This is a genomic window from Photobacterium angustum, assembly GCF_003026365.1.
Classification (GTDB): domain Bacteria; phylum Pseudomonadota; class Gammaproteobacteria; order Enterobacterales; family Vibrionaceae; genus Photobacterium; species Photobacterium angustum.
This window is the reverse complement of the sequence record NZ_PYOM01000013.1, coordinates 22,708-41,574: the sequence shown is the minus strand read 5'-3', so window position 1 is coordinate 41,574 and position 18,867 is coordinate 22,708. Positions and strand designations below refer to the sequence as shown.

The 18,867-nt window shown below is 41.5% G+C and carries 16 protein-coding genes and 1 other annotated feature; of the genes, 8 read left to right on the top strand and 8 right to left on the bottom strand.

Annotation, left to right across the window (positions count from 1 at the left end; all coding sequences use genetic code 11):
- Positions 1–44 precede the first annotated feature (44 nt).
- Both CTN01_RS14240 and cysB read right to left on the bottom strand, forming a co-directional pair.
- A complete protein-coding gene (locus CTN01_RS14240) occupies positions 45–1,235 on the bottom strand; it encodes a methyltransferase (RefSeq protein ID WP_045149586.1) in 1,191 nt (396 codons plus the stop codon).
- 117 nt (positions 1,236–1,352) lie between these two features.
- A complete protein-coding gene (cysB, locus tag CTN01_RS14235; protein WP_045149585.1) occupies positions 1,353–2,327 on the bottom strand; it encodes an HTH-type transcriptional regulator CysB in 975 nt (324 codons plus the stop codon).
- A gap of 392 nt (positions 2,328–2,719) precedes the next feature.
- Between cysB and CTN01_RS14230 the strand changes: the two genes are divergently transcribed.
- Together CTN01_RS14230 and miaE are read left to right on the top strand one after the other, a co-directional pair.
- Positions 2,720–3,481, top strand: a complete 762-nt coding sequence (locus tag CTN01_RS14230; protein ID WP_045149584.1) for a hypothetical protein — start codon at positions 2,720–2,722, stop codon at positions 3,479–3,481.
- A gap of 90 nt (positions 3,482–3,571) precedes the next feature.
- Positions 3,572–4,351, top strand: a complete 780-nt coding sequence (gene miaE, locus CTN01_RS14225) for a tRNA isopentenyl-2-thiomethyl-A-37 hydroxylase MiaE (RefSeq protein WP_045149583.1) — start codon at positions 3,572–3,574, stop codon at positions 4,349–4,351.
- A gap of 109 nt (positions 4,352–4,460) precedes the next feature.
- On the opposite strand, the gene topA is transcribed toward miaE, so the two are convergent.
- Positions 4,461–7,115 (bottom strand): type I DNA topoisomerase, encoded by a 2,655-nt coding sequence (gene topA, locus CTN01_RS14220; RefSeq protein ID WP_045149582.1) that lies wholly within the window; start codon positions 7,113–7,115, stop codon positions 4,461–4,463.
- Positions 7,116–7,738: 623 nt separating this feature from the next.
- Between topA and CTN01_RS14215 the strand changes: the two genes are divergently transcribed.
- Complete coding sequence (locus CTN01_RS14215) at positions 7,739–7,987, top strand: YciN family protein (protein ID WP_045082623.1); 249 nt, start codon at positions 7,739–7,741, stop codon at positions 7,985–7,987.
- A 60-nt stretch (positions 7,988–8,047) separates the two neighbouring features.
- On the opposite strand, the gene sohB is transcribed toward CTN01_RS14215, so the two are convergent.
- Positions 8,048–9,109 carry a protease SohB gene (gene sohB, locus CTN01_RS14210; protein WP_045082624.1) on the bottom strand — a complete coding sequence of 354 codons (1,062 nt, stop codon included), beginning with the start codon at positions 9,107–9,109 and terminating at the stop codon, positions 8,048–8,050.
- Positions 9,110–9,377: 268 nt separating this feature from the next.
- On the opposite strand from sohB, the gene CTN01_RS14205 reads away from it, so the two are divergent.
- On the top strand, positions 9,378–10,151 hold the full coding sequence (locus CTN01_RS14205; RefSeq protein ID WP_045149581.1) for a YciK family oxidoreductase: 774 nt from the start codon (positions 9,378–9,380) through the stop codon (positions 10,149–10,151).
- Positions 10,152–10,218: 67 nt separating this feature from the next.
- Here the strand turns inward: CTN01_RS14205 and CTN01_RS14200 are convergent, their stop codons facing one another.
- From CTN01_RS14200 to rnm, 4 genes are all read right to left on the bottom strand, one after another.
- A complete protein-coding gene (locus tag CTN01_RS14200; protein ID WP_045149580.1) occupies positions 10,219–11,103 on the bottom strand; it encodes a DMT family transporter in 885 nt (294 codons plus the stop codon).
- A gap of 173 nt (positions 11,104–11,276) precedes the next feature.
- Complete coding sequence (gene rluB, locus CTN01_RS14195; protein ID WP_005370804.1) at positions 11,277–12,407, bottom strand: 23S rRNA pseudouridine(2605) synthase RluB; 1,131 nt, start codon at positions 12,405–12,407, stop codon at positions 11,277–11,279.
- A 340-nt stretch (positions 12,408–12,747) separates the two neighbouring features.
- Positions 12,748–13,368, bottom strand: coding sequence for an L-threonylcarbamoyladenylate synthase (locus CTN01_RS14190; protein ID WP_045149579.1), 621 nt, complete (start codon positions 13,366–13,368; stop codon positions 12,748–12,750).
- Complete coding sequence (gene rnm, locus CTN01_RS14185) at positions 13,368–14,258, bottom strand: RNase RNM (protein ID WP_045149578.1); 891 nt, start codon at positions 14,256–14,258, stop codon at positions 13,368–13,370. Before rnm ends, CTN01_RS14190 begins: the two co-directional genes overlap by 1 nt.
- A 175-nt stretch (positions 14,259–14,433) precedes the next feature.
- Positions 14,434–14,528: a sequence feature (Trp leader region), on the top strand.
- Positions 14,529–14,607: 79 nt separating this feature from the next.
- Here rnm and aroF point away from each other — a divergent pair.
- Genes aroF through trpD form a run of 4 tightly spaced genes read left to right on the top strand, consistent with a single transcriptional unit; the run spans position 14,608 to position 18,867 of the window.
- Entirely contained in the window at positions 14,608–15,621 is a 1,014-nt protein-coding gene (gene aroF, locus CTN01_RS14180; protein ID WP_005370798.1) for a 3-deoxy-7-phosphoheptulonate synthase, read from the top strand.
- Positions 15,618–17,213 (top strand): anthranilate synthase component 1, encoded by a 1,596-nt coding sequence (locus tag CTN01_RS14175; RefSeq protein WP_045149577.1) that lies wholly within the window; start codon positions 15,618–15,620, stop codon positions 17,211–17,213. Before aroF ends, CTN01_RS14175 begins: the two co-directional genes overlap by 4 nt.
- 11 nt (positions 17,214–17,224) lie before the next feature.
- Complete coding sequence (locus tag CTN01_RS14170) at positions 17,225–17,845, top strand: aminodeoxychorismate/anthranilate synthase component II (RefSeq protein WP_045082630.1); 621 nt, start codon at positions 17,225–17,227, stop codon at positions 17,843–17,845.
- 11 nt (positions 17,846–17,856) lie between these two features.
- Entirely contained in the window at positions 17,857–18,867 is a 1,011-nt protein-coding gene (trpD, locus tag CTN01_RS14165; RefSeq protein WP_045127200.1) for an anthranilate phosphoribosyltransferase, read from the top strand.

Here is an 18,867-nt window from a genome sequence, read left to right as displayed (position 1 = left end):
ATACCACCGTGATTTCACGGTGGTATTATATTGCCCATAAAACATTAACAACGTTCAGCGTGAATCAATAAATTTCTTGGTGTCATTTGTTTTTCGCAGAATGTTCCTAACGATACGTTGTAGCCAAATTCTTCAAGATAACAAACACGATCAAGCACTAACCATAATTCAAGTGGTCGACGAAACAATTGACGAACTAGCTCCATTCGCTCTGTTATCGCAAAACGTTGTTCGCCCTGTTGCTGCCAATAATCGAAGTCAATGTTAGCGGGTAATACAATCCCTTTCTGATCTGCAGCCCAACAACAAAAAGATTTAAAACCTTCACCTAATAACGCTTTTTGTACATTCGGGACAGGTAAGTAAGTGCTCGATTGATTAATTTTTCGCTGTAATAAATCAAACCCTAACCGAAAACTAACCTCAATAAACCGAAGTTGCTTAACGCGATTTCCAGCCGTCACGGTCTCTTGCAACGGTAAACGTAAGTCATGCTTAGATAACTGCAGCTGGCTCGATTTTGCAGCTGTTGATAACGGCTGATAATGTGAGTTTTGGATCAAGTGATAGCAACACGGAGATAGACTCACCGCCTTTCCTTTTTTCGCCACAACTTGTTTAATGAGCGACACATGCAAATCACCACAGGCGTGCAGAGCAACAGCATGTTGTTGCTCTTTAATATATTGCTGACTGCTTACATCAAACGCATCACCTTGAACAAAATGGATATCTAATCCCAGTTGTTTCGCCGCGGCTTCACCATCAATACATAATTGCGGTTGCCATTCTAAACTTGTTACAGGCTGTTGGTGGCTAACCGATAATACGCGCCCTAGAAAGCCTTTTCCCGCGCACCATTCAAGCCACGGTAAATTCAGGCGTGGCAATACATGATTAAATGCTGTGATTTGTTGCCATTTACGCCCAGGAATACCTGTATCAAAGTTTTTAGGATACGCGTATTCTGTTTTTTGTAGCGACGGCGTTTTCGCTAAATCAGCTAATGTTTTAGCATCAGGGATCCATGGTTCAAACGCTGCTAATAGTGCGTCATGATCTTGATTTAACTGCTGCAAACTTTGATCATCAATAGACTGTAACCATTGACAAAATTCAGGGTGTTGCTGTTGCCATGCAAACCCCTCATCAGCAAAAGGAACAAACTGCCAATATTGTCTATTTTTCGTCAATAACGTATCTAATTGGTGAAAAGTGTTGGCATAGCAAGTCATAAAATAGCAACTTTAAGGTACATAAAAACAAGGGGCGCTAGTGTATACCTAAATACACCTTCCTATAAACAACAAAACCGCCAAGAGTGGCGGTTTTAAAAATAGAGAACAAAAAAGTTATCGTACCGGTAAATCAAAAGAAGCAAACATCGCTTCAATTTCACCATTAGTCTTTAACGCTATTGCTTGATCGACCACATTACGAGTCAAGTGAGGTGCAAAACGTTCCATAAAGTCGTACATATACGTACGCAAGAATGTACCTTTCTTAAAGCCTATCTTGGTCGTACTCGCTTCAAAAATATGGCTGGCATCAATAGCAACTAAATCTTTATCTGTTTCAAGATCCATTGCCATGCTGGCGATGACACCAACACCAATGCCTAAACGTACGTAAGTTTTAATAACATCCGCATCTGTTGCCGTAAATACAATCTTAGGCGTCAAACCTGAACGATTAAATGCACTATCAAGCTCTGAGCGTCCAGTAAAACCAAAAACATACGTCACAAGAGAATAAGCCGCTAAATCGTGAATAGTAATGTTTGTTTTGGTTGCTAATGGATGATCACTACGAACCACGATTGAACGATTCCAGTGATAACATGGCAACATGATCATATCTTGATACAAATGCAACGCTTCTGTCGCAATAGCAAAATCTGAACGACCTTTACCAACGGCATCAGCAATTTGAGATGGCGTTCCTTGATGCATGTGTAATGATACTTTCGGGTATCGTGCTGTAAAACCTTGAATCACCGATGGCAAAGCATAGCGTGCTTGGGTATGGGTCGTCGCAATGTTTAGCGTTCCCATTTCAGGGTGAGTATGTTCACCAGCTACAGCCTTGATGCTTTCTACTCTTGATAGAATATCACGTGAAATACGAACAATTTCTTCACCAGCAGGTGTCACTTGAGTTAAATGCTTACCACTTCGTTCAAAAATCTGAATGCCAAGTTCATCTTCGAGCAATCGAACTTGCTTACTAATACCGGGCTGAGAAGTATATAAACTCTCAGCCGTCGATGAAACGTTAAGGTTGTGATTAACCACCTCAACAATATAACGTAGCTGTTGTAATTTCATGGTACCGCCTACCTACTCAATAATCCGTTACCTTTCACACCACATCCATCAAGCCCTTATGGTATTTAATGAGACAGGTATAAGAATGCAACCATGTAATTAACATTTTATATATTGAAATCAGTTAATTTCATAGCATTTGTTTGTTTTTTAGTTACCTAACTCAATGTTTTGACAATAAATCAAGACCGGTAAAATATCTCAACATTTCAACAAGCACACATATTAAGCGACTTTCGGGATATTTTGTTACGCCTAAATTTGCCACACAGCACAAATTACATATCGATCTGAACAAAGCTCCTATTTAGTAAGCATCTCACTAGGCTGTTTTTTAGAGATAGTGTATCCTGCAATATTCAAGATTAATGCATGGAAGATAGATATATCTTATGAGTATTCCTTTAGTTATAGGCCTCATTGGTCTGTTACTTGCGCTTATTGTTGGCTACAACGTTATTATTCAATATCGCCAGCGTTTAGAGTCGATCAAGCAACAAGAATTGGCTAAGCATATTGCGATTATTGATGCGACTGAAGAGTTAATCGGTAATGCGCATCACCTGCCTTATAGCAAAGAATTATTGGTCTGCTTAAACCAACGTATTGTTGATGCTTTACAACAAATGTCAGAAGCATCACCTAGTGATCGCTCTTTGACTCACCGTATAAAAAATGTCAGCGAGCAAATTACCCATTTAGAAGCTAATTACAGTAATGCCGACATTACCCCTTTTAAAGTGCCGAATACGGACAAACAAGCGATTGGTATGCTACAGCTTGTCAAACGTTTGAAGACAGTGATCAAAAGTGAGCACAGTAAAGGCCGTATGGGTACTCAGGCATTTGTTAACGAGAATGCCCGTTTAGAGTCGATTCAACTACGTATTAATATTGAAAATGTCGTTAAGCGCGCGAATGAAGCGCGTATTAAAGGACAAATTGGTACAGCAAAGCAATTGCTTAAGAAAGGCATTGATGTACTTTCAGCTAAAAATGACAACTATGCTAACCAAGCACGAGAAAAACTACAGCTGATGCTTGATGAAATTGATAACAAGCAATCAATGAACTACGAACAAGAGCGCCAACAACAGCTCGATAAAGACCAAGACGATCTCGATGTCTTATTCCAGCCAAAGCGTAAATGGTGATTTGATTTACTTTGGCTTAAAATAGCTTCATCTACCAAGGTCGCAGTAGCGGCCTTTTTTACGTCTTATAACAATAAATAGATACGCCTTATGGATAACACTCAACAGATGATCAATGAGCTACTGACGCCCATTAAACAATTTCTTCAATGTGAAACACCAGATAGTTGGATTGAAGAGGCACGCAAACCAGAAAACCTAACTGCATTGTTAGTCGATCACTGTAACTGTGAACTAAAAGCCAGCCAAACCGCGATGTTCATGGTACGTAAATATGCAGTTGATAAAGCCAGTGGTGAAGCGCTACTTGCATGGGCGAAACCTTATGAAGATTTCGTTTACGGTGGCGCTAATCGCTCTACTGCGCTATTTCATAACAAAAAAAATGGCTTATCTGCACCATTGGTCGCTCGTCCTGATTTTCCTTATGGTGAAGAGCTCATTGAAAAAATGGTGCGTTTAATTAAAGAAGAATTTCACCATTTTGAGCAAGTGTTAGAGATCATGGAAAAACGTGATATTCCCTACTCTAACTTGCATGCGGGACGTTACGCCAAAGGCTTAATGAAAGCAGTGCGTACTCATGAGCCGGCAACATTAATCGATAAACTCATCGTTGGTGCTTTCATTGAAGCGCGCTCTTGTGAACGTTTTGCCAAGTTAGCGCCTTATTTAGACCCTGAACTCAAAAAGTTTTATATCTCGTTATTACGCTCAGAAGCTCGCCATTATCAGGATTATTTAACGCTAGCTGAAAAAATTGCGGGTCAGGATATAAGTGATCGTGTCAATGTGATTGGTGCAAAAGAAGCAGAGCTAATTCAAGCGCCTGACAACACTTTCCGTTTCCACAGTGGCGTACCTGAATAAGCTTATATTTACACTCATCACCACGATTAGATGTTTTGTACGCTAAAAAACAAAAACGCCACTAGTAATAACTTTCACTGGTGGCGTTTTTATTAGCGAGAAATAAAGATTACTTTTTCTCTTTTTCTGCTTTCTCTTTCTTTGGCTTTTTACGTTTGTCCGTGATTTCCCATTTACCATCAACGTAAAGTGCAGTCCAACCTGAAGGCTTACCGTCAATCTCAGAACGCACGTAGTTTTCTTTACTCTTACGAGCAAAACGAACCACAGTTGGTAGACCGTCTGGATCTGCCACTGGCGCTTCAGTTAGGTAAGTAAACTTAGGTGATAGGCGATCTTTAAAGCGTACTAGCTCTTCCACTAACGGCGCACGTGTTTCACGCGATTTAGGGAAGGTACTTGCTGCCATAAACAAACCAGACGCGCCGTCACGAAGTACAAAGTAAGCATCAGTATCTTGCGTACAAGGTATTTCTGGAAGATGTACTGGATCTTCTTTCGGTGGCGCAACTTCACCATTTTTCAGGATCTTACGGGTGTTCTTACAGCTTTCATTAGTACAGCCCATGTACTTACCGAAGCGACCGTTTTTCAGTTCCATATCAGAACCACACTTGTCGCATTCGATAACAGGGCCTTCATAGCCTTTAAGCTTGAACTCACCTTTTTCAACGATGTAACCTTCACAGCTTGGGTTATTACCACAAACGTGTAGTTTACGATCTTTGTCGATCAGGTAGGCGTCCATTGCAGTACTACAAATAGGACAACGTTTCTTGGCACGTAATGCTGCCGTTTCAACGTCTTCTTCAAGTACGTTAACAATGCCTTCTTCACTACCTAAGTTGATCGTTGTTTTACAACGCTCTTTAGGTGGCAGTGCGTAACCAGAACAACCTAGGAATACACCCGTTGATGCAGTTCGAATCCCCATTGGGCGAGAACACGTTGGACATTCAATATCAGTTAATACGATATTGTTAGGCTTCATGCCGCCTTCTGATTCATCAAGCTCAGCTTTTTCAAGCTCAGTAGTGAAATCAGAGAAGAACTCATCAAGCACTTTCTTCCAGTTTTTCTCACCTTCAGCGATTTTATCGAGATTACCTTCCATACGGGCAGTAAAATCGAAATCCATCAAGTCAGGGAAACTACCGTCTAAGCGATCTGAAACAATCTCCCCCATCTTCTCAGCATAAAAACGACGCTGATCAACACGCACATAACCACGATCTTGAATCGTTGAAATAATAGATGCATAAGTTGATGGACGACCAATGCCACGCTTTTCTAGTTCTTTAACCAATGCTGCTTCTGTAAAGCGCGCTGGCGGCTTAGTAAAGTGTTGCTTAGGTTCGAGTTGTTCTAGCTTCAATACATCGCCCACGTTAACCATAGGCAGCGTAGTGTCTTCATTTTTACCAGATGGACGCTGTACTAGAGTCCAACCAGCAAAACGTAACGTACGACCTTTCGCTTTTAAGCTAAAGTCACCCGCTTTTACCGTAATCGTGCTCGAATCGTATTTCGCTGGCACCATTTGACATGATACGAATTGACGCCAAATTAAGTCATATAACTTAACCGCATCAGCTTCCATACCTTCTAGGTTTTCAGCTTTCATTTCTACGTGAGAAGGACGAATCGCCTCGTGCGCTTCTTGAGCATTTTTCTTACTGCCATAAACATTGGCCGCTTTTGGCAAATATTCATCACCGTACTCACTACCAATAAACTCACGTGCTGATTCAACCGCCTCTTTAGATAGGTTGGTTGAGTCGGTACGCATATAGGTAATGTGACCCGCTTCGTATAAACGTTGCGCTAAGCCCATTGTACGCTTAACACCGTAACCTAAGCGCGTACTCGCCGCTTGTTGCAGTGTTGAGGTAATGTATGGCGCTGATGGTTTACTGCTAGTTGGACGATCTTCACGATCAATCACTTCGTACGCTGCTTTTTCAAGTAACGCTTTTGCCGCCATGGTGTCTTTTTCATTAACAGGACGGAATGTTTTACCAGCCTGTTGAGCCACCATTAAACGTAACGCATCTTTACCGACGGTTAATGTGTCAGCGTGGATATCCCAAAACTCTTCAGGATCAAAAGCATTAATTTCGCGTTCACGTTCAACGATTAATTTAACCGCTACAGACTGAACACGACCCGCAGATAAACCACGAGCGACTTTTTTCCACAGTAATGGTGAAACCATAAAGCCAACAACACGGTCTAAGAAACGACGTGCTTGCTGTGCGTTTACACCATCAATATTAAGTTCACCAGGCTCTTCAAAGGCCTGCTGGATTGCATTCTTCGTAATTTCGTTGAACACAACTCGCTTATAGCGTGCATCATCGCCACCGATGATCTCACGAAGGTGCCACGCAATGGCTTCTCCTTCGCGGTCCAAATCGGTTGCGAGATAAACATAGTCAGCGTCTGCTGCTAGTTTTTGTAATTCATTAACGACTTTTTCTTTACCCGGAAGCACTTCGTAATGCGCGTTCCAATCATCATAGGGATCAACCCCCATTTTACTGATCAGCGCTTTACGGTCTTTCTCTTGCTTGATGCGTGCTTTTTCTTCAACACTCAACCCTTTGGTCGATGTTGCCGCGGCTTTCTTGCCATTACTACGTGCACCTGTTGGTAAATCACGAACGTGACCAACACTTGACTTAACAATGAAATCCTTACCCAAGTACTTATTAATCGTTTTAGCCTTGGCGGGGGACTCCACGATAACGAGAGATTTACCCATAATGACTCTATTACGTCCTCGTGCTCGCTAAATATAAAAATAAAAAATTGCTACTGTATTACCGAGTAATTCAGCAACATTCAACCAATCTCATTAAGTCACTAATCATAAAAAGATAGGAGCAGTGAATTAATATGATTGCCTATGATCTTTTTCGTAATCAAACATTTTTGCAATGAAAAATTTCATTGCCGCTACGTAAAATTCTATTTACATATTGGGCTAGAATACAAGAAGGTCAACTGCTTTTTAACGAAATCTGTCTGTTTGGTTGTACCTTCCCCAGTTGTTAACAAAATGTATAACATAAATGTAATATAACAAACTATCAAATAACAGTATGATTTAAAAAGATATAGTAGAAGAAAAATGTTGTTTTACAAAAGCTATTAGCTACCACAAAATAAATTGGGCATGAATTTGCGCAGATCATTACCATTTATCTAATATCACTGACTAACGTAAAAAAATTTTTTATGTATTTGGTCACACAATTAAAGACATTAAAACAAAACATACCTTAATATTGATTAAATAATAAACACTCTACATTTTTGTTTATTTGTTTTATTCAATTAAGTTAAATAGACTATGCAGGCTATTAGATTGTTTGAGACTTTACTATGAGTGATAAAAACCCAATTTCATCAACTGATTTACTAATGATTGCTAACCAAATCATTCAAGATCAAGAGTCTTATATTGATGGGATGCGTGCAACTTCTGTCGAAGAGCGCGATGGTGTATTAATTTTCAAAGGTGAATACTTCCTTGATGATGAAGGATTACCAACACCAAACACCACTGTTGTTTTCAATATGTTCAAAATGCTCGCACACAAGCTTTCTCCTGAATTTACGCTAGAAAGCTAAAAATGACGAGAATAAAAAAACCCGCATCAAGCGGGTTTTTTAATATCTGTGTACAAATACTTACATAAATGGACGCTGACCGCGCGCAACCCACTTCATCAGTAAACTATCCGCAGCTTCGCTTGATGCTCCTGCTAGTTTCTCTGCAAGCTTCTTACGACGTACGTATTTTACTTTAAGTACTTCACGGTCTTTACATGCTTCAGTGATCAAATCATCGCTGGTTGAAATTTGATCAACCAAACCTAATTCAAACGCTTGTTGACCAAACCAATGTTCGCCCGTCGCCACTTTTTCAAGATCAAGATCTGGACGGTGAGCTGCAATAAAGTTCTTAAATAAGCCGTGAGTTTCTTCGATTTCCATCTGGAATTTTTCACGTGCTTTATCAGTGTTCTCACCAAACATGGTTAATGTGCGCTTAAACTCACCAGCGGTGATTTGCTCGTAGTCAATATCGTTCTTTTTCAATACCTTATTAAAGTTAGGTAGTTGAGCAATCACGCCAATTGAGCCAACAATTGCAAACGGGGCTGAAACAATTTTATCAGCAACACATGCCATCATATAACCGCCACTTGCTGCTACTTTATCAACTGCAATCGTCAGCTTAATGCCTGCTGCTTTTAAACGATCAAGTTGAGATGATGCTAAACCATAACCATGTACCATACCGCCGCCCGTTTCTAAGCGCAGTAATACTTCATCACCTTCAATAGCAACCGCCAGAATTGCCGTGATCTCTTCACGTAATGACGATACTTCACGCGCATCAATACTACCGTGGAAATCAATAACAAATAAACGAGGATCACGTGATGTTTCTAAGCTGCCATTTTTAGCCGCTTGTTTCACTTCTTGTTGGCGTGCTTTATCTTTTTCTTTCTCTGATTTCTTATCTGTTTTATCGCGAGCTTTTAATAACGCTTTATCAAATAAGTGAGATTCAAGTTGGTTCACAGTATCTTTGTATTGTTCTGTCAGATCGCTCACTTCCAGTTCACCTTTCTGCGAACCATGACGACCATTCAATGCTTTTACTAGTACCAATACACCAACAATCGCAACAACCACTGTCGCGATTTTGGCGAAAAATAGTCCATAATCAAATAAAAATTCCAATATCCAATCCTCTTTGTTGGCAGTAAAAAGTGCCAACCGTTATTGTAACTGTGTTATCACGTTTATCGCTATCTTCTCTTTCAGAAAAATGTAATGAATCGGTTTATAGATCACGTCTTAAGATGAAAGGAAATTTAATCAGCGAGTAAATTCTGATATGTTTTGTTTAGTAGTAATCTATATTGTTACCAAGCTCAATACTTGGTGGGGTTCTTCGGCGAAAAATCAGCCAAATAACAAGAAAAATCAACATTAGAAGGATGCTAACGTGGAATACCATAATGCTGCTGATTCTCTTAAAGATCGTGTCATTTTAGTAACAGGTGCAGGTGATGGCATTGGACGCGAAGCCGCTATTCAATATGCAGCCCATGGTGCAACGGTTATTTTACTCGGTAGAACAGTAGCAAAACTTGAAGCCGTTTATGATGAAATTGAAACTCTGGGCTACACACAGCCAGCGATTATCCCTTTAGATTTAATGGGCGCGACTAAACAACACTACCTCGATATGGTGGATACCATCGAGCAACAATTTGGTCGCCTCGATGGGGTATTACATAACGCAGGGATCTTGGGCGTACTTAGTCCACTGGAACAAATTGAAGAATCGACCTTTGATGATGTAATGCAAGTCAATGTGAAAGCGCAGTTTTTATTAACTCAAGCTGTTATTCCGTTTATCAAGAAATCACCCGATGGCAGAATTATTTTCACATCATCAACCGTTGGTCATAGTGGTCGTGCATTTTGGGGCAGTTATGCTATTTCAAAGTTTGCGACCGAGGGCATGATGCAAGTCCTTGCTGATGAATTAAGCAACACCAACGTAAAAGTAAATGCAATAAATCCTGGTGGCACAAGAACAGGAATGCGTGCCAAAGCCTTCCCAGCAGAGGATGCAATGCAGCTTAAAACGCCAAAAGATATCATCCCGCTCTATGTGTATCTAATGGGACCAGAAAGCCGCCATGTTTCTGGTAAATGTATTGATGCCCAGCCTAAGCCAACATCGACTCACAGCCATTGTGAAGAAGAATAAAGCTGTTCATTGAGATATAAACAAAAAAGCCGACGCAAATGTCGGCTTTTTACAGCTAAATCTAGTGTTAGTGACTTTGTGTTTTAAGTTGTTTTCGCCATTGCCAAGCAAATAAACAAGACAAGGTCAGTACAACGACAGCAGAGCCTAGCAACACATTGGCTGTTGGTGTTTCCCCAATGATCAACCATACCAACAACGGACCAAAAAGCACTTCAAGCAACAAAATCAAACTGGTTTCAGCTGCGGGTAAATAACGTGGCCCATGTGCAATCAAATAGAAAGACAATGGGATCACAATACCACCGAGTAAGAACATATAAATAGCATGTTGCATATCCAGTGCGAACGGTTTAGCGCCAACAGAAAGCGAAATAATAGATGTAAATACACCTGCAAGGATAATATAAATAGAGCCTAGCTGCCCCTCTGTCTTACGAAGTGCCACAAGATAGACAGCTATCGCAATAGCAGAAACTAAAGCAAGTGAATCCCCTCTCAGCTCATCAATAGTAGGATGATAACCAAACACTAGCCCTATCCCACCCACAGCAATAATGATCGCAAAGATCGTTGCCTTATCTAACTTTTCTTTTAAGAAAAAGAAACCAATCACTGCCGTAAATAAAGGTGCAGTATTGGTAATAACCAAGGTACTGGCCACTTGGGTATTATTCAGTGATAAAACAAAACAAATGGTAGATGCGCTAAACAACCCAGCAGTAATTAAAGTTAATAACGATGGACGCAGTAAATGTTGCGTGATCAGTTTTTTATCTGAAAACCACTGCACAATAAACAACATGGCAGCAGGTAAGAAGCCGCGCCAGAAAATTAATGTCCATTCATTACTATCAATTAAACGCACGAGTAGCGTATCAAAACTTAATACCATCACGCCAAAGACCGTGATCAATCGTCCCCGTTGTTGCTCTCTCAATGTATCTAACATTGCTATACTCACTGACTATTCGTTATATGTTTAGCATCCCTTCACAGTAAAGTGCATCACAGCAATATTCACACTATTTACTCTGTGCCTATTTGAGTTATACCACGTGACTTAGCGGATACAAAAAAACCGACACTAGGTCGGCTTTTAATTATTCATTTAGTCTAAACCAATTACTTACGAGTACGTGGTTTAGCTGGTTTATTGGCTAAAGGATTGCGGCGATTTGCTGCATTTCCTGAAGGCTTACGCTTACCTGATGATTGCGGTTTACCCGATGTTTGTGGGCGACCTGATGATTGCGGCTTACCGTTATCGCGACTATCGCGATTATCACGACCTTTTGCTGGCTGCGAACGACCATTACCACGACGCTCATTTGATTGAGCTTCAACTTCAGCATTACGACTAGAGCCAGGGTTACGTCGATCGTTACCACGACCACGACGACCGCGACCACCGCCGGTTTCTACACGCTCTTCGTGACGACGAACAGCACGACGGATCTGACGAATGCCTTTTTTACGCTTTTGACCTTCAACAGTTAATGCTGTTTCAGTCTCAGGTGGAAGTTCAACTGTCGCACGAAGCTCATTCACTTCTTTTAGTTCAAGCTCACTCCAACCACCACGAGGCATATCTTTCGTTAGGTAAACATCACCGTAACGAACACGCTTAAGACGGCTAACAGTAACGCCTTGCGAATCCCATAAACGACGAACCTCACGGTTACGACCTTCAGTGATCACTACGTAGAAGGTATGGTTCATACCTTCACCACCAGCGTAAACAACATCTTCAAAACGTGCTAAACCATCTTCTAGTTCAACACCTTTAACAACGTTCTTTACCATTTGCTCAGTCACTTCACCAAATACACGAACCATGTATTCACGTTCAACCGTGCGGCTTGGGTGCATTAAGCGGTTAGCAAGTTCACCGTCTGTTGTAAACAACAATAAACCTGAGGTGTTCGCATCAAGACGGCCTACTGATACCCAGCGACCTGTGTTTAAGCGAGGAAGACGATCAAATACAGTACGGCGGCCTTCAGGGTCGTGACGAGTACATAGCTCACCTTCTGGCTTGTTGTAAGCAAGAATACGGCAAATTTCTTCATCAGAAGAGATCAGCTCAATGTTATGACCATCAATACGAACACTTACTGATAAATCTTCAAGACGATCGCCAAGTTTAGCAACGACACCATCAACACTCACTCGACCGTTTTGGATCATTAATTCGATTTCACGACGTGATCCTTGGCCAGCTCGTGCCAATACCTTCTGTAATTTTTCACTCATTGTAGACAAACCTTTGTCGCCTTCACAGGCGTCGAAATACTCATCAAAAGATTTCGGATAACACTTTCTAATTTAAAATCAGACAGTTAATTAACCAAAACCATTTATGCGAATAGCATTAATTTGGATTCTGTGTGAGGCATTAACTACTCACTTTTTATCAGAATGTGGGCGCGCATTATGCCAAAAGAAGGCAAAGTTAGCTATAAAAAGATAGTCGATTGCGAGGTTATTTACAGGAAAATCAAACAAATAAAATAGGGATAAAAACAAAAAAGCAAACAGCTAGAAACTAACTATTTGCTTTTATTAGATTTACTGAATTTTAGAACGTTCTAGATCATTCAAACGGTGTCACATCACCTGCACCAATTCGAACAATATTAATTTCACCTTCACTGAAATCAATCACTGTTGTTGGCTGCTCACCTAAGTAACCACCATGCATAATCAAATCAACAGCATGTTCTAACTTATCGCGAATTTCATCGGGATCCGCTTCTGTTGTTTCATTACCCGGTAAGATAAGACTGGTTGACATTAGAGGCTCACCTAACGCTTCAAGTAATGCCAGTGCAATCGCATTATCAGGAACACGAATACCAATCGTTTTACGTTTAGCATTCATTAAACGACGAGGTACTTCTTTTGTCCCTTTAAATATAAAGGTGTATGCACCTGGAGTGTTATTACGTAAAAGACGGAAAGCGATATTATCAACACGGGTATACAAAGATAGCTCAGATAAATCACGGCATAACAAAGTGAAGTTGTGCTTTTCGTTTAAACGACGGATCTGACAAATACGCTCTAGTGCTTGTTTGTTTTCTAACTGACAACCAAGGGCATAACCAGAATCTGTTGGATAAACTACAACACCGCCATTTTTAATAATTTCTACCGCTTGTTTAATCAAACGCGTTTGGGGTGTTTCTGGGTGAACATAAAAAAATTGACTCATTATTCCTCCTTTGAGGCAGCAGGCTCAGCCTGAATTTCTACCTCTACTCGCTTTTTCTCAACTTCCCAATCATGCCAAATTGCTGGCACATCTTTAGGGAGCCACAAGTTACGTCCTAATTCAGTCCAAGGTGATTGGTAATGAAAATCGGACCCTTGTGAAGCAAGTAAATTAAATTGTATGGCGTAATCCCCTAAGGTACGTCGTTCTTGCGGTGCTTGCTGAGGCTGCGATACTTCCATACCGTCACCACCCGCTTCAATAAAATGCTGAATTAATCGCTTAAGCCATTTTGCCGTCATGTTATAACGACCAGGATGAGCAATAACCGCTTTACCGCCAGCGGCATGAATCACATCAATAGCATCGGCGATAGTGCACCAGTTTGGTGGTACGTAACCCGGATTGCCGCGCGTTAAGAATTTCTTAAACACTGCCTGCATGGTTTTCGCATAACCTTGTTCAACAATCCAACGAGCGAAATGCGCACGAGTGATCGATGCATCACCCGCAAGTTTAGCAGCGCCTTCAAATGCCCCTGGCATTTTGTTTTTCTCAAGTCGCGCGCCAATTTCTTTAGCACGTTCAAGTCGACGCTCTACTTGCTGCTCAATAAACGCGACTAACGTTGGATTTTGTGGGTCTATATTAAGACCAACGATATGAATATCAAAGTTTTGCCACACGGTAGAGATTTCAATACCGTTGATTAACGTAATAGGCAAGGCTTCTTGCTCTATCACTGTATGCGCTTCATGTAGGCCAGCAACCGTATCGTGATCAGTAATTGCCAGGATGTCGACTCGCATATCTACGGCTCGTCGAACTAATTCTTGCGGCGTTAAGCGACCGTCAGACGCTGTAGTATGGCTATGTAAATCAAACAACATAAGTTTTATTCTTGACTTTATAATCGTGAACTAGTTTACTAGTACGCAGGTACCAAATATCCAATACTTACTTGAAAGGCATCACGTACATTTAGCTGATAGCAAAAATGTAACTAATACCTAATAGGACTCTTACATGTTACAGCAAATTCAAAATCAACAATGCGTTTTCTTCAATAATTGGTGGTGGCACTCCTACTTACGGGCGGTGTGAATAGCTGTAACTCAGCAAAATTACAACGAGCCCGCCATCATTGCGGGCTTTTTTATAACGCCGAATTTAACCAGATAAAAAATAAAACGGGCACTGCACCTAGCCTTCACTGCGACCATTTACAAGGATGACATCATGATTATTGTCTTAAAACCGCAAGCGACAGAAGCTGATGCCAAAAGCCTACTGGCTCAAATCGCCAGTGTCGGATTAAAACCGCTCTATATGCCTGGCAGTGAACGCATTGTGTTAGGTGCATTGGGTGATGAACGTGTTTTACAAAGCTTAAATATAGAAGCAAACCCTTTAGTTGAAACGGTAAAACCCATTTTAACTAAATACAAACTGGTTAGCCGAGAAGTCCAAGCCCACAACACAGTGGTACGTTTTGGCTCTGCTGCGGTAGGTGGCGATCGTTTTGCTGTTATTGCAGGCCCTTGCTCGGTCGAATCAGAGCAACAATTATTGTCTGTTGCTGAAATGGTGAAGTCTCATGGTGCTATGGCACTGCGAGGCGGCGCTTATAAACCTCGCACCAGCCCTTATGATTTCCAAGGATTAGGTATTGAAGGGTTAAAATTGTTAAAAAAAGCCAATGACATGCTCGGTATACCTACCGTATCTGAAGTCATGGATGTGAGCCAAGTTGAAAAAATGACTCAATATATTGATTGTTTTCAAATTGGTGCGAGAAATATGCAAAACTATGGCTTGTTAAAAATTATCGGTGAAAGTAAAAAACCGATCTTGCTCAAACGCGGACTTTCAGCCACTATCGAGGAATTGCTACTCGCTGCTGAATATATTTATGATGCAGGTAACCCAAATATCATTTTGTGTGAACGTGGTATTAGAACGTTTGAGACAGCAACGAGAAATACATTGGATCTCAACGCGGTCGCTTATTTAAAGCAACATACCCATTTGCCCGTGCTGGTAGACCCAAGCCATGGAACAGGTATTCGTGAGTTAGTGATCCCACTCTCACGCGCAGCGGCTGCTGTTGGCGCCGATGGCATCATTGTCGAATCACATTTAAACCCATGTGAAGCCTTATCTGATGGTCATCAAGCATTAACCGCACCAATGTTTGAACAATTAATGCAGGAATTAAAACCGTTTGTGGAAGCGGCAGGGAGAACGCTGTGAATACTCACTCAATAGGAAATCATCCACTAGGGCAAAATACATTAGCTGCTAATGAGATCGATCTTCTCAGCCTTGATGTACCTTATGTTGCCGATCCCACTGAACTGTACTTTTCAGTTTGTGGCGATCGCCCGCACAACCTTTTATTAGAATCAGCAGAAGTTGATTCTAAGCAAGATTTAAAGAGCTTAATGCTTGTTGATGCTGCGGTACGTATTGTTTGCCGCAGTAAAGAAGTCACGTTGGAAGCACTAACCAGTAATGGTGTGAATGTCATTACACATTTACAAAGCCAACTGCCTAACGATATTCATGCAGTACTCAATGGAAAAACATTAACCTTGGTATTTCCATCCCACGCTCATGATATTGATGAGGATAGCCGCTTACGTCAAACCTCATCATTCGATGCTCTACGTTTGATCCAACATGCCTTTAATACCAAACACCACCCAAAAGAAGCCTTATTCTTAGGTGGCTTATTTGCGTATGACTTAGTCGCTGATTTTGAGCCGCTACCAGAAGTGAAGCAAGACAATAACTGTCCTGACTATATTTTCTATATTGCCGAAACCTTGTTGATTATCGATCACCAACGTCGTAAAGGCACGCTGCAAGCAACTTTATTTGGTGGCGAGCATTACACCAATAGCTACCACGATTTGAGTCGTCGCCTACAAACGATTAAAGAGATCTGTTTAAACCCTCAGCCTGTGCCACCCGCACAAGTATTAGACAAATGTGAGCCAGAGGCTTCTATTAGTGATGAAGATTTCTGCCAAACTGTTAACGATCTTAAACAATACGTTATCAATGGCGATGTGTTCCAAGTAGTGCCATCACGCCAATTTACTTTGCCATGCCCTTCAACTCTCGCAGCATATAAAGCATTGAAAATTGGTAATCCAAGCCCTTACATGTTCTTTTTACAAGATTCAGAATTTACCCTGTTTGGCGCCTCTCCTGAAAGTGCACTGAAATATTGTTCAGATTCAAACCAAGTAGAGATATACCCGATTGCTGGTACTCGACCACGAGGCAAAAACAGCGACGGATCAATTAACCTTGATTTAGATGGTCGCATTGAATTAGAGCTACGTTGCGATAAAAAAGAGAATGCTGAACACATGATGCTAGTGGATCTAGCACGTAATGATGTCGCCAGGATCAGTGAAGCAGGTAGCCGCTATGTAGCAGATTTACTGAAAGTTGATCGCTACAGCCATGTGATGCACTTAGTTTCTCGTGTGGTAGGCCAATTGCGAGGCGATCTTGATGCCCTTCATGCGTATCAAGCGTGTATGAACATGGGCACATTAACAGGGGCACCGAAAATCCGAGCTATGCAGCTTATCCGTGATGTTGAACAACGTCGTCGTGGTAGTTATGGCGGTGCTGTCGGTTACCTTACTGGTCACGGTGATATGGATACTTGTATCGTTATCCGCTCAGCCTATGTTGAGAATGGTATTGCGAGTGTTCAAGCTGGTGCTGGCGTGGTTTACGACTCCATTTCACAAGCAGAAGCCGATGAAACGCGTGGCAAAGCGCAAGCAGTCATTAACGCTATTCGCACAGCACATCAAGGTTAAGGAGAACCACAATGACAAACGCAACCCCAGCCCATATTGTGCTACTCGACAACTTTGATTCGTTTACTTACAACCTTGTTGATCAATTTCGTTCTCTCGGTCATCCAGTAACGATTTACCGTAATAACTTAACCGCAGAGCAAGTAGAAAATGCACTTAGTGCCAAAAGCAATCCTGTTTTAGTGTTATCCCCCGGTCCTGGTGTGCCAGCAGAAGCAGGATGTATGCCTGAACTGATCCAACGAGTGAAAGGTAAAGTACCAATGATTGGTATTTGCCTAGGACAACAAGCGATTGTTGAAGCTTACGGCGGTAAAGTTTCAGGCGCAGGTGAAATTGTCCATGGTAAAGCTGCAATGATGAGCCACAACCAACATGCAGTGTTTGGCAATTTACCGAATCCTCTCTCTATTGCACGTTACCATTCATTAGTTGCAACAGAAATGCCAGCAAGCCTAGAGACTATCGCCGATGTTAATGGCTTAGTCATGGCAGTACTGAACGAAGAAGATAAGGTATGTGGCTTTCAATTCCACCCTGAGTCAATCCTAACGACACAAGGGGCGGAGCTTTTAACACAGACCTTAAATTGGGTAACAACATCTAACGGAAAGAATAATTCAAAGCATTAAGGACGATGATTATGGATAACAAAATTTACGATATTGCCAATAAACTCTACGATCAAGAATCTCTGAGCCAACAAGAGAGTCACACCCTATTTGATGCAATTATCAAGGGTGAAGTCGATCCCATTATTCTGTCGGCCGTTTTAACATCGTTGAAAATTAAAGGTGAAACACCACAAGAAATTGCTGGAGCCGCAAGCGCTTTAGTCGCTAACGCTAACGCCTTCCCAAGCCCAGATTATGACTTTGCTGATATCGTAGGGACAGGTGGCGATGGTGCCAATACCATTAATATTTCAACCACAGCAGCATTTGTAGCTGCAGCTTGTGGTATTAAAGTGGCGAAACACGGTAACCGTGGCGTTTCAAGCAAATCGGGCTCTTCAGATCTGCTTGATAAGTTTGGTATCAACCTTGCGATGACACCAGAAAACGCGCGTGGCGCATTAGATGAACTTGGCGTGTGTTTCTTATTCGCGCCTGAATATCACGGTGGTGTACGCCACGCTATGCCAGTACGCCAAACATTAAAGACTCGCACCATCTTCAATGTACTTGGGCCTTTAATTAACCCTGCAAAACCTAACATTGAACTTATGGGGGTTTACGACAATAGCCTCGTTCGTCCGATTGCAGAAACCATGGCTACCATGGGCATGAAACGTGCGGCAGTAGTTCACGGTAGTGGTTTAGATGAAGTGGCTATTCATGGTGAAACCCATGTTGCGGAAATCATTAATGGCGAAATCACCGAATACACTCTCACTCCTGCTGATTTCGGTTTGGATACCTACCCGTTAGAGGCGATTAAAGGCGGCGAACCTGAAGAGAACCGCGCCATTATCACTAACATTTTAACCGGTAAAGGTACGCCTGCCCAAGTTGGTGCAGTAGCAGTCAACGTAGCCCTGCTATTACGTTTATTCGGTCAAGAAGATCTTAAACAAAATACGCAACAAGCCATTGAAGTCATGCAATCAGGCAAAGCTTTTGAATTAGTAGAAAAATTGGCAGCACGAGGATAA

Excerpts from the sequence above, each read along its gene's own strand:
- rnm (WP_045149578.1), bottom strand. The coding sequence starts at position 14,258 with ATGTTGTTTGATTTACATAGCCATACTACAGCGTCTGACGGTCGCTTA.
- CTN01_RS14190 (WP_045149579.1), bottom strand. The coding sequence starts at position 13,368 with ATGAGTCAATTTTTTTATGTTCACCCAGAAACACCCCAAACGCGTTTG.
- rluB (WP_005370804.1), bottom strand. The coding sequence starts at position 12,407 with ATGAGTGAAAAATTACAGAAGGTATTGGCACGAGCTGGCCAAGGATCA.
- cysB (WP_045149585.1), bottom strand. The coding sequence starts at position 2,327 with ATGAAATTACAACAGCTACGTTATATTGTTGAGGTGGTTAATCACAAC.
- topA (WP_045149582.1), bottom strand. The coding sequence starts at position 7,115 with ATGGGTAAATCTCTCGTTATCGTGGAGTCCCCCGCCAAGGCTAAAACG.
- CTN01_RS14240 (WP_045149586.1), bottom strand. The coding sequence starts at position 1,235 with ATGACTTGCTATGCCAACACTTTTCACCAATTAGATACGTTATTGACG.
- CTN01_RS14230 (WP_045149584.1), top strand. The coding sequence starts at position 2,720 with ATGAGTATTCCTTTAGTTATAGGCCTCATTGGTCTGTTACTTGCGCTT.
- CTN01_RS14215 (WP_045082623.1), top strand. The coding sequence starts at position 7,739 with ATGAGTGATAAAAACCCAATTTCATCAACTGATTTACTAATGATTGCT.
- trpD (WP_045127200.1), top strand. The coding sequence starts at position 17,857 with ATGGATAACAAAATTTACGATATTGCCAATAAACTCTACGATCAAGAA.
- CTN01_RS14170 (WP_045082630.1), top strand. The coding sequence starts at position 17,225 with ATGACAAACGCAACCCCAGCCCATATTGTGCTACTCGACAACTTTGAT.
- CTN01_RS14200 (WP_045149580.1), bottom strand. The coding sequence starts at position 11,103 with ATGTTAGATACATTGAGAGAGCAACAACGGGGACGATTGATCACGGTC.
- miaE (WP_045149583.1), top strand. The coding sequence starts at position 3,572 with ATGGATAACACTCAACAGATGATCAATGAGCTACTGACGCCCATTAAA.
- aroF (WP_005370798.1), top strand. The coding sequence starts at position 14,608 with ATGATTATTGTCTTAAAACCGCAAGCGACAGAAGCTGATGCCAAAAGC.